Here is a 12,661-nt window from a genome sequence, read left to right on the forward strand (position 1 = left end):
ACCAGCAGCAGCACGATTTCGGTGATCGCCGAATCGGTTTCGGCGATGGTGAAACTGTGTCGGGGGTCGATCAGGAAGTAGTTGAGCAGCAGGCCCGAGACCACAGCCGACAGCATTGCGGGGGCGACGCCGCCGAGGAGGGCGACCACCAGCACGCCGACGAAGAACAGCGCGCTCTCTCCGCCTAGGCGCAGCACCGGATCCAGCCATGCGGTTGTGATCCAGCAGACTAGCGACGGCACGAGCACCGCCGCTAGCCATGGCAGCACACGGCGTTGCCGAGCCGAGAGCGCTCCGCCGCGAAAGCCTTGCCCGGACTCTTCATGAGTCACTATGTGGACATCGATCTTCCCGGACAGCCGCACCACCGTCGCACCGATACCCTCGTCGAGCAAACGTGCCCAGCGGGACCGCCGCGACGTCCCGATCACCAGCTGGGTGGCGTTGACGTCCCGGGCGAAATCCAACAGCGCGGTCGGCACATCGTCGCCGACGACGACGTGCAGCGAGACGCCGAGGCTGGCCGCCAACTCGCGGATCTTGCCGATCCGGGCATCGGGCAAGGGCGAGCGCCCGTCACCGCGCAGCACGTGCAGCGCCAGCAACTCGGCGCTGGACTTCGACGCGATCCGCGAGGCTCGGCGGACCAGCGTCTCCGATTCCGGGCCGCCGGTGACGGCCACGACCACCCGCTCGCGCGCCTCCCAGGTTGCGGTGATCTTTTTGTCGGCGCGGTAGGTGGCCAGGGCGGCGTCTACCTGGTCGGCCACCCAAAGTAGCGCCAATTCCCTTAGCGCAGTGAGGTTTCCGCTGCGGAAGTAGTTGGACAGCGCTGCGTCGACCTGCTCCGGCGCGTAGACGTTGCCGTGGGCGAGCCTGCGGCGCAACGCTTCGGGTGCGATGTCGACCAGCTCGATCTGTGCGGCCTGACGGACGAACGAATCCGGCACCGTCTCTTGCTGCTGTATTCCGGTGATCTCGGCGACGACGTCGTTGAGGCTCTCCAGATGCTGCACGTTGACCGTCGAGATCACCGTGATCCCGGCGGCGAGCAGTTGCTCGACGTCCTGCCACCGCTTGCGGTTCGCGCTGCCCGGTGTGTTGGTGTGGGCCAACTCGTCGACGAGCACTACCTGCGGCCGCCGAGCCAGCACCGCGGGGACGTCGAGCTCGGGGAAACGCTTGCCCCGGTAGTCGATCAAAAGCGGCGGTACGACCTCGATTCCGTCCAGCAGTTCCGCTGTCTTCTTCCGGCCGTGGGTCTCGATCGCGGCGGCGACCACATCGGTGCCGCGTTCGGCCCGGCGGTGGGCTTCGCCGAGCATCGCGTAGGTTTTGCCGACCCCGGGCGATGCACCGAGATAGATCCGCAGTTCGCCCCGCCGGCCACGCTGCCTCATGACGCTCACCCGACCATCATCCCGGCAAGCCGCGTCGTCAGCCAGCGGCGACCGGTCGCGACATCACGGTGGGCTTGAATCCGTAGCGCGGATCGCTGAAACCGCGGCCGCCACGTGCTGCGGCCGCCCCGGCGGCACCCATCGCGGCTGGAACCGCCGACACCGATTGCCCTTCCTCGACCGCACCGGGAATCCATTCCGAGGTGATCAGCGGTGCCGCACCGGCCTCGGACGGCAGCGCCCCTGGCCAGCTCGTCGGCACCGAGAGCCCACCGACCGGGGCGGCCTGGGCCACGCTGGCCAGCACCGGCGCCCGGCCGGCCGCTGCAGCGCCGGAGGCGGCCGCGCCGCCCGGGGCGTCCACAGAATCCACCAGGATCGGGCCGGTGGCGGCGCCCACGCCGGGCGAGGCGATGGCGATGGCGCTGGCGATGCCGGCGAACAGGTGCCACGAGCCGGCGGTCACCGCGTAGGTGCTGTAGGTCTGAATCGCGTTCCAGATCCCGATGTTCTGCGTCGAGCCGATGAAATCCGACAGGAAATCGCCGGCCTGGGCCGGCCCGGCCGCCGCGCTCAACGGGGAGGACAGGCTCTGCACGGTGTTGGGCAGCCCGGAAATCAGCTGGGACAACCCGTTCTGGGTTCCGCTGGCCGAGGCCTGGCCGACCGCGGCAGCCTGACCCGCCGTGCCGAGCGGGTTGGCGATCGCGTTGGGGGAAGACAGGGGCTGCAAGGTTCCAGCGCTCGCAGAGGAGGCCGCGTAGCCGTACATGGCGATGGCGTCCTGCGCCCACATCTCGGCGTACTGGGCTTCGGTGGCGGCGATCGCGGGCGTGTTGATGCCCAGGAAGTTCGAGGCGACCAGCGCGACCAGCTGCGCTCGGTTGGCGGCGATCACCGGCGGCGGCACCATCATCGCGAACGCCGCTTCGAAGGCGGCGGCCGACGCGGTGGCCTGGGCGGCTGCGTGCTCGGCGGCGGCCGCGGTGGTGTTGAGCCAGTTGATGTAGGGCGTCACGGCCGCCGCCATCGACGCCGAAGCCGGGCCCTGCCACTCCTCGCCGGTCAGCGCCGCGACCGCCGACTGGTAGGACGTCGCGGTCGTCGCAAGCTCGGCGCCCAGACTGTTCCATGCCGCCGCGGCGGCCATCATCGGTGCCGCTCCGGCACCGGCATACATCAGGCCGGAGTTGATCTCCGGGGGTAACGCGCCAAAGTCCATCTTCGTCAATTCCGATCGCTGGTCACCGATTGTCTCCCCGTCAGCCCACCGGCGGGCGGGGCATCACCTTCGGCTTGATGCCGTAACGCAACCGGCCGCGGCTGCCCTGGTCGCTCGTGGACGCCGGCAGTCCGGCGGGTACGGCCGCCGTCGAGGCACGGGGTGCCGCGGCCGCGGTGCTGGTGCCGGAGAGTGCCGCCGGTGCGGTCCCCGCCGGAGCGGCCTCGCCGGCCCAGCTCGGTGGCACCGGCGTGCCGAGGGGCCGCGCCGCGGCCGGGCCCGCGCTCGCCGAGACCGGTGCTGCCGCGCCGGCCGGCGTGGTCTGGCTGGTGAGGCCCGCTGAGGGCAGCAGCGATTCGGGTGCGACCTGGTGAACGACCCCCGAGGGCGACGTGATGTAACCCTTGCCCAACCCGGTGAACTCCGAGGCGGCCGAGCCGATGGTGCCGGCCTGCATGGCGGCCAGGATGGAGCTGTTGCTGGCGATCCCGCCCAGCCCGTATGTCGGGTCGGCGGCCCCCGAGCCGGCGCCCAGTCCTGCGGTTGCCGTGCCCAGCCCGGCGGCTGCGGAGTTGGCCGTCTCGGTGTAGCCGTAGGAGTCGCCGCTGGTGCGCAGCGTGTTGACGAACATCTCCTGGATCGCCGCGGCCTGGGCGCTGATCTGCTGGTACAGCTGCCCGTAGGCGGCGAACTGGGTCGCCTGCAGGATCGAGACCTCGTCGGCCCCGGCCGGGGCGATGCTGGTGGTGGGTGTGGCCGCCGCGGCATTCTGCGCGGTCATCGCCGAGCCGATCGCTTGCAGGTTGCTGGCGGTCGCCGCCATCGCCTCGGGATGGGTGGTCACGAAGGACATGACTTCTCCTGATGGAAAACGGGCCGGCCGTCGGCCGAGTGCAGGGTCCACTGTTTCCGTTCGAACGCCGGATTGCAGAAGTCGTTTACGGGTTCTTAACGCCCCTGCCAGGATTCTTGACGGTTTATTCGCACAGGCACTTCACAGCGGTCCGGTGGCCCGGCTCAGGCCCAGCTGGACCCCACCGCCGCATCGGTGCTGGCCATGTTGTTGCCGGCGGCCTGCACCTTCTGGCCGTGGGCGTTGGCCTGGGAGTAGATGACCTGGAAGTTTCGTCCGAGTTGGGTGATGAATTCCTGGCAGGCCACCGAACCGGCGCCGCCCCAGAAGTCCCCGGCGGCCAGCACGTCGTGCACGATCGCCTGGTGTTCGGCCTCCAACGAGGCGGCCTGGGCGCGGATCAGTGCGCCGTGGGCGTCGACATCACCGAACTGGTAGTTGATGGACATCGTCGGGTTTCCTTTCCTTGGTTAGCTGCTCAGGGTCTGCTGCGAGGCAGCTTCCTGCTGTTCGTAGTGGTTCGCGTCGCGAATCAGACCGTCGCGTACGCCGTGGAGCATGTTGACGATGTTGCGGAACGCGGTCTGCATCTGGCCCATGGTGTCGTAGGACGTCCGCTCGGCCAGACCGCCCCAGCCGGAGCCGGAGATGCTGGTCGAGGACGCCCACATTCGCCGGGCCTCGTCCTCCACCGTCTGCGCATGAGTGTCGAACCGGGCCGCCATGGAACGCATCGCGTCCGGGTCGGTCATAAAGCGTGTGGTCATGGGTGTGTCTCCTTCGTGAATTGTTCGTGCCGGGTCAGCCGGCCAGGACCGGGTGCGCGACAACGTTTGGCTTGAACCCGTACTGGGGCACATTGCCGGTGGGTCCGCCGCGTCCGCCGAGGCCACCGATCGGCATTCCTGCCGGTATGGCCGAAGCCCCGTTTGCGGCGGTCGCGCTCAAACCGGCGCCGGGCGCCGCGGCGACGGTGCCGGAGGTGGTTCCGGCAAGCCAGTTCTGCGGTACCGACAGCATGCCGACCGAGCTGGCCTGTCCGAGGGCCGCGGAAACCGGCGCGCCGCCGAACGTGCCGAGCCCGCCGAGGCCGGCGAAGCCCGCCGAGCCCAGCGAAGCCACCGGTGCCACCGCACCGACGGCCGAACCCAGCCCGCCGGCGGCCGCGGAGCCCGCTGTTCCCACCGAGGAGCCCGCACTGCTGCCGAGGCTGCTCAAGAACCCGACGGCGGTCGACAGCGTGCTGGCCACATTCCAGGCCCCGGTGTTGACCATTCCGTTGATGCTGTCGGTGATCTGGCTGTTGTCGAACAGACTGCCCAGCAGCCCCGACAAGCCGGACGACGTCGACGACGAACCGCCCTGTGCCGGCGAGGCCAGGCTTTGCAGCACGCCGGGCAGCGTGGAGATCAGCTGGCTGGTCTGGCTGTTGTCCGCAGCGGCGGCGCCGGCGGCCTGGCCGGTCGCGGCGGCCTGGCCGGCCAACCCGGCGGGGTTGGTGGTCTGGCTGGGCTCGGCGAACGGCGTCAGCTGCGAGGCAGCCGCCGATCCGCCCGCGTAGCCGTACATCGCAGCGGCGTCCTGGGCCCACATCTCGGCGTAGTGCGCCTCGGTGGCCGTGATCGCCGGGGTGTTCTGCCCCAGCAGGTTGGTTGCGACCAAGGTCATCAGCAGGCTGCGGTTGGCCACGATCACCGGTGGGGGAACCGTCATCGCGAACGCCGTCTCGAACGCGGCGGCCGCCGCGGTGGCCTGACCGGCGGCCTGCTCGGCCTGGGCGGCGGTGGTGTTCATCCACGCCACGTAGGGAGCCGCCGCGGCGGCCATCGATGCCGACGCCGGACCGGCCCACAGTTCCCCGGCCATCCGTGCTATCACCGCCTGGTAGGCGGCCGCGGTCGAGCCCAATTCGGCGGCCAGACCGCGCCAGGCTGCGGCGGCTGCCAAGAGCGGGCCCGCCCCAGGCCCGGTGTACATCCAGGCCGAGTTGACTTCCGGCGGCAATGCCCCGAAATCCATCATGTCTTGAATCCCTTTGTCTGGCCGGGCTTACCGGGCCGCGATCGCGTTGGCGGCCTCGGTGGCCGCGTACGATCCAGCGCTGGTGATCAGCGTGGTGACGAACATCTGGTGAATCGCATTCGCCTGGGCACTGACCGCCTGGTACAGGCCGGCGTGTGCCACGAACTGCGCGGCGGTCAACGCCGACACCGGGTCCGCCGCTGCGGGAACCACACTGGTGGTCACCGCGGCGGCAGCCGCATTCTGGGCGGCCATCGCCGAGCCGATACCGGTCAATTCGCCGGCCGCGGCCGTCAGCTCTGCAGGCTGAGCGCTCACGAACGACATCGCTGTCTCCTAACCGAACCAGCCGGCACCTTGCCGGCCGAGATCCACCGTGCCGCAACGATGCTCGGTTAGTAGTGACCCTTACGCGCTCTTAACGGCGCCGGATCGAACCTTGACGGGTCCTTGATGTCGCAGAAGACAAACAAACCGGCGCAGCCCCCTCCGCTGCGCCGGTTTGCTTGATCGGGGCTTTGTCAGGCCCAGCTGGAGCCGACAGAGGCGTCGGTGTTGGCCATGTTGTTGCCGGCGGTCTGCACCTTCTGACCGTGGGCGTTGGCCTGGGAGTAGATGACCTGGAAGTTGCGGCCGAGCTGGGCCACGAACTCCTGGCAGGCCACCGAACCCGCGCCACCCCAGAAGTCCCCGGCAGCCAGCACATCATGCACGATCGCCTGGTGCTCGGCCTCCAACGAAGCGGCCTGGGCGCGGATCAACGCACCGTGGGCATCCACATCACCGAACTGGTAGTTAATGCTCATCTGTAGTTCTCCTCCTAGCTCGACAGGATCTGCTGGGAAGCAGCTTCCTGCTGCTCGTAGTGGTTCGCGTCGCGAATCAGACCATCGCGCACCCCGTGCAACATGTTCACGATGTTGCGAAACGCCGTCTGCATCTGACCCATCGTGTCGTAAGACGTCCGCTCGGCCAGACCACCCCAGCCCGCACCGGAGATGTTGGTCGACGACGCCCACATCCGCCGGGCCTCATCCTCGACCGTCTGGGCGTGCACATCAAAACGCCCCGCCATCGCCCGCATCGCATCCGGATCGGTCATAAAACGTGTTGCCATTGTCGTGTCTCCTTACCTGAAGTTGGTTGGCGTAGCGTGAATCTGCTTTATCCGGCAACGACCGGCCGGGCCATCACGGTCGGCTTGAACCCGTAGCGGGGGGTGCTCAGACCGAAGCCGCCCCGGTCGGCGCCGACCGGCATTCCGCCAGGCATCGCGGCCATCGATTCGATTTCTTCTGGGGCGGCCGCCCAGCTGCTGGCCTGCAGAGCACTGGGGGCCTCGGCGGTGCTGGCCGGGGCGGCCGCGGCCCACGCCGGCGGTGCGGACAACTCGCCGACCAGTGTGGCCTGGCCCACGCCCGCCGAGACCGCCGGTGTGGTTGCGCTCGCGCTAAAGGCGCCGGCCGCCGCGGACGCGGCACCGGTGGTGCCACCACCCAGCGCGCCCAGGCTGCTCAGCGGGCCGCCGGGAGCCAGCAGGGCGCCGATTCCGGCACCTGCCGAACCACCGCCGAAGGCGTTGAAACCCCCGCCGGAGAAGAAGCTGGTCATGGTGGGGATCAGGCTCGACGGCGTGAAGGCCAGGGACGTTCCCGCGAAGCTCACCACGCCGTTGAGCGGATCGGACAGCAGCGAGGCGATGCCGTTCACCGAGGCGTTGTTCAAGAAGGCCGACCACAGTCCGGACAGGTCTCCTGCGGCTGCGGGCTGACTGGCCGCCGCCGGCGAGGCGAGACTCTGCACCGCGTTCGGCAGCGACGAAATCATCTGTGCGGTTTGTGCGGTGTTGCCGGCCGCCGTGCTGCCGGCTTGACCGACCGCCGAAGCCTGGTTGGCCGTCCCGGCGGGATTCGTGTTCTGGCTCGGTTCGGAGAACGGGGTCACATTGGTCGCCGCTGCCGAGGACGCGGCGTAGCTGTACATGACTTCGGCGGCCTGAGCCCACATCTGGAGATACTGGGCGTCGCTGGCCATGATCGCGGCGGAGTTCTGGCCGACGACGTTGGTGGCCACCAGTTGCTTCTGCTGGATGCGGTTGGCGGTGATCACCGCGGGCGGCGGGGTGGCCGCATGGGCCGCTTCGAACGCCGCCGCGGCGGCGGTGGCCTGGGTAGCGGTCTGCTCGGCGTTCGCCGCGGTCTCGGCCATCCAGGCCAGGAAGGGCTTGGCGGCGGCGGACATCGCCGCCGATGCCGGGCCCATCCACTCGTCGTCCACGAGTTGGGACAGCGTCGTCTCGTAGGACGTCAGGGCCGAGGTGATCTCCGCGGCGAGTCCGCGCCAGGCGGAGGCGACGGCCATCATCGGCGCCGAACCAGGCCCGGAGTACAGCCGCCCCGAATTGACCTCAGGAGACAGCAGGGCGTAGTCGATCATCGTTGCTCCTGACAAACGTTGGGCCGCAACATGGTCAGACCACCATCGGCTTCGGCATGACTTTTGGACGGAACCCGTACCGCGGCGTGCCGTAGTGCATGCCGGGCCGTGCGGCACCGGTGGGAACCGGCGGCGGCATGGAGGCCATGTTGTTGTGGGTTTCGGCGGGGACCGCCCACCCGGAGGGGGCAAGGGACGCGGCGCCGGCCGGGGTGGCCGCCGACCAGCTCGCCGGCGCCGAGAACGACGTCCCGACCAGCGATGCCTGGCCCATGCTGGCGGTGACGCTCGGGGTCACCGAGCTCACCCCGAACGCGCTGCTCACCCCGCCGCCGAGCGCACCCAGGGCGCCCAGCGCGCCACCGGGACTCAGCGCTGCCCCCAGGCCGCTTCCGAGCGCACCGCCGCCGGCGGCGTTGAAACCGCCGCCGGTCAGGTAACCGATGAGGCTCGGCAGCAGGCTGGACGGGATGAAGGCCGCGCCGGTGCCCATCGTGTTGGCGAAGTTGTACAGCGGGTTGCCGATCAAGTACGCGAAGCCGTTGAGCTCATTGTTGCTCAGTATCGACTCCAGCCAGGTGATCCAGTCACCCGGCGGGGTGGCGGCGGCCGGGGAGGACAGGCCCTGTATCGCGTTCGGCACCGACGAAATCATCTGCGCCACTTGAGCGTTGTTCGCGGCACCGGTTCCGGCGGCCTGAGCGACCGCGGCGGCCTGGCCGCTTTGGCCGGCCGGGTTGGTGGTCTGGGCGGGTTCGCTGAACGGGGTCACCTGCGAGGCGGCGGCCGATCCAGCGGCGTAGCCGTACATCGCGGCGGCGTCCTGCGCCCACATCTCGGCGTACAGGGCATCGAGGGCGGCGATGGCCGGGGTGTTGATGCCCAGGATGTTGGTGGCGACCAGCGCCGCCTGCTGCACCCGGTTGGTCGTGACGGCCGCCGGGGGCACCGTTGCGGCCCGGGCCGTCTCGAACGCGGTCGCGGCAGCGGTGGCCTGCGTGGCGGCCTGCTCGGCCAGCGCAGCGGTGGCGTTCATCCAGGCGATGTAGGGGGTCGCCGCGGCGTACATCGACGCCGAACCCGGGCCGAGCCAGTCTTCACTGGACAGTTGCGACACCACGGTCTCGTAGGAGTGTGCGGCCGACGCCAGTTCGGCGGCCATCGCGCGCCAGGCCGAGGCGGCGGACATCATCGGTGCCGATCCGGGACCGGCGTACATGCGCCCGGAGTTGATCTCGGGGGGCAAGGCTCCGTAATCCAGCATCAAATCCGCCTAACCCGCGGCGAGCGCGTTGGCGGCTTCGGTGGCGGCGTACGACTCGGCACTGCCGTTCAAGGTGGCCACGAACATCTCGTGAATAGCCGCGGCCTGCGCGGCAACCGACTGGTACATGCTTGCGTGCGCGGCGAACTGCGCAGCGGTCAGCGCCGAAACCTCGTCGGCCGCCGCGGGAACGACGCCGGTGGTCGGAGCGGACGCGGCGGCGTTCTGGGCGTTGAGCGCTGAACCGATCGACTGCAGGCTGCCGGCGGCAGCGGCCAAGGCCTCCGGCTGCGTAGTCACGAAAGACATGGGTATCTCCTCACGGAACGGATGGTTATCGGCTCCTGCGACTACGGTCCCGTATCACTGAGCGATTGTGAAAGCTGGTTAACCGCTTCTTAACCCGGGTGTCCGAACTTTTTACGAGCACCTTCGCGGCGCTCCCGAAGGGCAGCTGGCCGGTGCCGCACCAGGCCGCGCCGACAGCCGCGGAGCGAAAAGCCGTGCAAGAGGCCAGCGGCGGCCGGTGAAGAACTTTCGTCGCCACACCGGAAGTGGCCCAGCACACAACGACTTTGACAACGTGCGTAGGGCAGCCTTGCTGCATCGCGGGCTGAGAAGCTAAAGATGGTGGCACGCAAGGGTTTTGGGGAGGCGATGCCGGGCGGGTTGTGGCGGCCGTGGCACGGCACGCCGACGGTGTGAGCGCGCGGTAACGCCGAATTAACATGACGATCCGGCGGAGTAAACGGTGCGTAACACGCTTTTAACCAACGCTCAGCACACTACGAGCTATGAAACGGTTTCTGCTGCTGGCGGGCCTGACCGCCATGGTCGGTCTGGCGGCGCCCGCGCATGCCGAGCCGGTCGGGAGCGACGCCGCCTTCCTGACCCAGCTGACCGGAGCCGGCCTGAGTCACCGCGGCTCCGACGAGGTGGCGATCTCCGCCGGTCACTCGGTGTGTCAGCTGATGGACGCCGGCCTGACCCCGATGGACACCGTCGTTGCGGTGCAGACCACCAATCCCGGCTTCACCTTGCAGCGCGCCGCGGAGTTCGCCCGCATCGCTGCCCAGAACTACTGCCCCGAGCACGCCTGAGTCGCTGAGCACCCGTTACCACTGTCCCGGTGGGCTGTCGCTGGCCTCGCCGCGTTAGATTCGCCGCGAGCCCCCATAGCCCAATTGGCAGAGGCAGCGGACTTAAAATCCGCCCAGTGTCGGTTCGAGTCCGACTGGGGGCACGGTGTTTGGCCTGGTAGATAGCCCATTGTTCTAGTCGGGCGGCTCGTCGGTGGGCTTCACCCCGGCGTCACCCCGGCGAGCGGGAGACTTACCCCGGCGCGCCGGGAGCGCGTGAAACGCCCGGGCCATGTCGGTACTCGGTGGGACGATTGCCGCGTGCCGTGGACACCTCTGCCCCTTTTCGATGAGCCGCTACCTGTCGAGATCACCAACCACACCGATTGGCTGCCGCTCTGGCTCCCGTTCATCACAGCAATCGTCGGCTCGTTGGTCGCGCTCTTCGGAATCTTCTGGAGCAATCGAACGAACCGGCAGGCCATCGACGCCGCCGACGCGCGGAGCAATGCCGAGTTGAGGGAGTCACGTGACCGGGACTTTCGGGTCTGGCAACGAGACACCCTGCTTCAGATCGGCCAGGAAGTTGTGCAAGCCGCGATTGAAGCCCAGGACGAGTACGGCAAAATCTGCGCCTTGCCCGACGACCTCACGCCAGACTCGATCGAACCAATCGACAGGCACGGCAGGGCGGTCGGTGCTGGCACCGCTCGGCTAGCTCTGATCGGCGCCCACGACGCAGCCCAGCGCTGCCGAGAACTCCGTGTTGCGATCAATGACCCCGAACTGGTCGGTGCCCTCGTTCAGCTGCACCATTTCCGGCGGGCGACTAGCTTGGCGCCGCCGCTTCAAGCGCAACACCGGGAGTCACACGCAAAATTTGGCGAGCTACTTGATCGCATCAATACCAGGCGCGCAGCGTTCGGCGAGACCATCGAGATGGAGTTACGCCGCACTAATTCGCCAGCGAACCAAACAGACTGACTACGTTGTCGGCCACTGGGGCTAGCTTCGCAGGGGCGGGTGGCTCCGGCAGGGTGTTCAGCGCCCCGCCATCGGTCTCGGGGATGTAGTCGCCGTACACGTCCAACGTCAGGGTGTAGGTGCTGTGCCCGAGCCACTTCGACACCTGCATGAAGTGGACCCCCGCCGACAGCTGGAGCACCGCGAAGGTGTGGCGTAGGTCGTGGAGCCGGACACCGCGAACCGCTGCTATGCGGGTGCCGTCCTTGGCGGTGTAGGCCGGTCGGCTGGCCGGCAACCCAACCGCCTCCAACGCGGGCTTGAGGATCGTGTCGTAGAACGTCCCCATCGCCAACGGCTGTGACCAATCCAGCGGCACCGCGTACCGTTGCCCGGTCGCGCGGTACCCGCCGCCGTTCTTCCGGCTCGGCCACAACGGCGCGGTCGGCTCGTTGGCGCGCGGGTGCTCCGCGAGGTAGGCCACCATCCGCTCCGCCAGCCACCCCGGCAGAGGGACCGTGCGCCGCGACTTCTTGGACTTGGGGTTGCCGGTGACCCATTCGCCGCCGTCGCGGTCCTTGGTTCGTTGGACCTTCACCAAGCATCGCGGGCCGGGGAGGAACTTCAGGTCGCGGACCTCAAGGCCGGCCACCTCCGCCGCGCGCAATCCGGTGTAGGCCATGAACTCCACCATCAGCGCGTACACCGGGTACGCAGGCAGTGCGGGGCCGTCGTAGCAACCGGGCGGGACACCGGCGATGGCGGCGCTCAGCGCCCCAACCTGTTCAGCGGCGAGCGGGTAGTGCTCAAAGCCGCTGTGGTCGCCGGTCGCGCGGCTCGCCGCGAAGTCCACAGCGTCGCATGGGTTCGCTGGGATCGCCTTGTGCTGGACGGCGTACTTGAACACCCGCCGCGTGACGTCCCAGGCGTGCTTAACGGTGCCGGGGGTGAGCGGCTTCCCGTCGCCTTGGGTGGAGGCCTGCCGAACCAGGGCGGCGAGTAGTTGCTCACAGCGCGTGCCCGTGATGGCGGCTATCGCGGACCCGCCGAGTTCACCGAGTACATAGCACCTCAACAGCCGCCCGTACTCGTCGGCGGTGCGCTTCTTGAGCTTGCCTTGGCTGACCTTTACGGCCTGCTGGTCGAGCCACGCCGCCGCATAGTGGGCAAAGGTCAACTGTCCGGCTTTCTTTGCGTCGGCCAAGGCGGACGTGCCGCCTATGTGCTTCGCCGCGTTCAGTTCGTCCCGGCGGGCCTCAGCGGTCTCGCGGGTGGGGTAGCTCTCCTGGCGGGCGCGTTCCTTGCCAGTGGGCAACCCGGTAGCGGGGTCCGTCGCGGGTTCCCGCCAGCAGACCTCATACCGCTTAAGGGTTTTGCCGTTGCGTTTCTGCTTGGTTTCGTAGCTGCGGATGTAGGCCATTG

Annotated in this window: 15 protein-coding genes and 1 tRNA gene; 3 read left to right on the top strand and 13 right to left on the bottom strand. The window is 68.6% G+C overall.

All coding sequences use genetic code 11. The annotated features are described in order from the left end of the window. From A5694_RS14310 to A5694_RS14365, 12 genes are all read right to left on the bottom strand, one after another. The coding region (locus A5694_RS14310) for a sensor histidine kinase (RefSeq protein WP_131809599.1) at positions 1 to 1,400 on the bottom strand (1,400 nt) is incomplete at its 3' end. A 37-nt stretch (positions 1,401 to 1,437) separates the two neighbouring features. Beyond that, complete coding sequence (locus A5694_RS14315) at positions 1,438 to 2,622, bottom strand: PPE family protein (protein ID WP_064922495.1); 1,185 nt, start codon at positions 2,620 to 2,622, stop codon at positions 1,438 to 1,440. A 40-nt stretch (positions 2,623 to 2,662) separates the two neighbouring features. Continuing rightward, positions 2,663 to 3,475 (bottom strand): PE family protein, encoded by an 813-nt coding sequence (locus A5694_RS25095; protein WP_064922496.1) that lies wholly within the window; start codon positions 3,473 to 3,475, stop codon positions 2,663 to 2,665. Between the two features lie 164 nt (positions 3,476 to 3,639). Further along, complete coding sequence (locus tag A5694_RS14325) at positions 3,640 to 3,924, bottom strand: WXG100 family type VII secretion target (RefSeq protein WP_064922497.1); 285 nt, start codon at positions 3,922 to 3,924, stop codon at positions 3,640 to 3,642. Between the two features lie 21 nt (positions 3,925 to 3,945). Further along, positions 3,946 to 4,242, bottom strand: coding sequence for a WXG100 family type VII secretion target (locus tag A5694_RS14330; protein ID WP_064922498.1), 297 nt, complete (start codon positions 4,240 to 4,242; stop codon positions 3,946 to 3,948). Positions 4,243 to 4,276: 34 nt separating this feature from the next. Then, the gene (locus tag A5694_RS14335; RefSeq protein WP_275080519.1) at positions 4,277 to 5,506 is read right to left on the bottom strand and encodes a PPE family protein; all 1,230 of its coding nucleotides are present in this window, start codon (positions 5,504 to 5,506) and stop codon (positions 4,277 to 4,279) included. 18 nt (positions 5,507 to 5,524) lie between these two features. Next, a complete protein-coding gene (locus tag A5694_RS14340) occupies positions 5,525 to 5,824 on the bottom strand; it encodes a PE family protein (protein ID WP_064922499.1) in 300 nt (99 codons plus the stop codon). Positions 5,825 to 6,018: 194 nt separating this feature from the next. Continuing rightward, positions 6,019 to 6,303, bottom strand: a complete 285-nt coding sequence (locus tag A5694_RS14345) for a WXG100 family type VII secretion target (protein ID WP_064922500.1) — start codon at positions 6,301 to 6,303, stop codon at positions 6,019 to 6,021. Positions 6,304 to 6,317: 14 nt separating this feature from the next. After that, positions 6,318 to 6,614: a WXG100 family type VII secretion target gene (locus A5694_RS14350; protein ID WP_064920336.1), complete on the bottom strand. Its 297-nt coding sequence runs from the start codon at positions 6,612 to 6,614 to the stop codon at positions 6,318 to 6,320. Positions 6,615 to 6,661: 47 nt separating this feature from the next. Beyond that, positions 6,662 to 7,933 carry a PPE family protein gene (locus A5694_RS14355; protein WP_064922501.1) on the bottom strand — a complete coding sequence of 424 codons (1,272 nt, stop codon included), beginning with the start codon at positions 7,931 to 7,933 and terminating at the stop codon, positions 6,662 to 6,664. 34 nt (positions 7,934 to 7,967) lie between these two features. Next, positions 7,968 to 9,197, bottom strand: a complete 1,230-nt coding sequence (locus A5694_RS14360; protein WP_082952676.1) for a PPE family protein — start codon at positions 9,195 to 9,197, stop codon at positions 7,968 to 7,970. 9 nt (positions 9,198 to 9,206) lie between these two features. Next, complete coding sequence (locus tag A5694_RS14365; RefSeq protein ID WP_064922502.1) at positions 9,207 to 9,506, bottom strand: PE family protein; 300 nt, start codon at positions 9,504 to 9,506, stop codon at positions 9,207 to 9,209. 485 nt (positions 9,507 to 9,991) lie between these two features. Between A5694_RS14365 and A5694_RS14370 the strand changes: the two genes are divergently transcribed. The 3 genes from A5694_RS14370 (at position 9,992) to A5694_RS14380 (ending at position 11,260) form a co-directional block, all read left to right on the top strand. Then, entirely contained in the window at positions 9,992 to 10,297 is a 306-nt protein-coding gene (locus A5694_RS14370) for a DUF732 domain-containing protein (RefSeq protein WP_064922503.1), read from the top strand. A 69-nt stretch (positions 10,298 to 10,366) separates the two neighbouring features. Next, positions 10,367 to 10,440 (top strand) — tRNA-Leu (locus A5694_RS14375). Positions 10,441 to 10,597: 157 nt separating this feature from the next. After that, positions 10,598 to 11,260, top strand: a complete 663-nt coding sequence (locus A5694_RS14380) for a hypothetical protein (protein ID WP_064922504.1) — start codon at positions 10,598 to 10,600, stop codon at positions 11,258 to 11,260. On the opposite strand, the gene A5694_RS14385 is transcribed toward A5694_RS14380, so the two are convergent. Next, a complete protein-coding gene (locus A5694_RS14385) occupies positions 11,232 to 12,659 on the bottom strand; it encodes a tyrosine-type recombinase/integrase (RefSeq protein WP_064922505.1) in 1,428 nt (475 codons plus the stop codon). The two genes, A5694_RS14380 and A5694_RS14385, sit on opposite strands and share 29 nt — an antisense overlap. Positions 12,660 to 12,661 lie beyond the last annotated feature (2 nt).

Origin of the sequence: Mycolicibacter sinensis, assembly GCF_001667945.1 — a bacterium.
GTDB classification, from domain to species: domain Bacteria; phylum Actinomycetota; class Actinomycetes; order Mycobacteriales; family Mycobacteriaceae; genus Mycobacterium; species Mycobacterium sinense_B.

Bases quoted from the DNA above. Each gene is read 5' to 3' on its own strand.
- A5694_RS25095 (WP_064922496.1), bottom strand. From the start codon at position 3,475: ATGTCCTTCGTGACCACCCATCCCGAGGCGATGGCGGCGACCGCCAGC.
- A5694_RS14340 (WP_064922499.1), bottom strand. From the start codon at position 5,824: ATGTCGTTCGTGAGCGCTCAGCCTGCAGAGCTGACGGCCGCGGCCGGC.
- A5694_RS14315 (WP_064922495.1), bottom strand. From the start codon at position 2,622: ATGGACTTTGGCGCGTTACCCCCGGAGATCAACTCCGGCCTGATGTAT.
- A5694_RS14330 (WP_064922498.1), bottom strand. From the start codon at position 4,242: ATGACCACACGCTTTATGACCGACCCGGACGCGATGCGTTCCATGGCG.
- A5694_RS14345 (WP_064922500.1), bottom strand. From the start codon at position 6,303: ATGAGCATTAACTACCAGTTCGGTGATGTGGATGCCCACGGTGCGTTG.
- A5694_RS14325 (WP_064922497.1), bottom strand. From the start codon at position 3,924: ATGTCCATCAACTACCAGTTCGGTGATGTCGACGCCCACGGCGCACTG.
- A5694_RS14355 (WP_064922501.1), bottom strand. From the start codon at position 7,933: ATGATCGACTACGCCCTGCTGTCTCCTGAGGTCAATTCGGGGCGGCTG.
- A5694_RS14350 (WP_064920336.1), bottom strand. From the start codon at position 6,614: ATGGCAACACGTTTTATGACCGATCCGGATGCGATGCGGGCGATGGCG.
- A5694_RS14365 (WP_064922502.1), bottom strand. From the start codon at position 9,506: ATGTCTTTCGTGACTACGCAGCCGGAGGCCTTGGCCGCTGCCGCCGGC.
- A5694_RS14385 (WP_064922505.1), bottom strand. From the start codon at position 12,659: ATGGCCTACATCCGCAGCTACGAAACCAAGCAGAAACGCAACGGCAAA.
- A5694_RS14360 (WP_082952676.1), bottom strand. From the start codon at position 9,197: ATGCTGGATTACGGAGCCTTGCCCCCCGAGATCAACTCCGGGCGCATG.
- A5694_RS14370 (WP_064922503.1), top strand. From the start codon at position 9,992: ATGAAACGGTTTCTGCTGCTGGCGGGCCTGACCGCCATGGTCGGTCTG.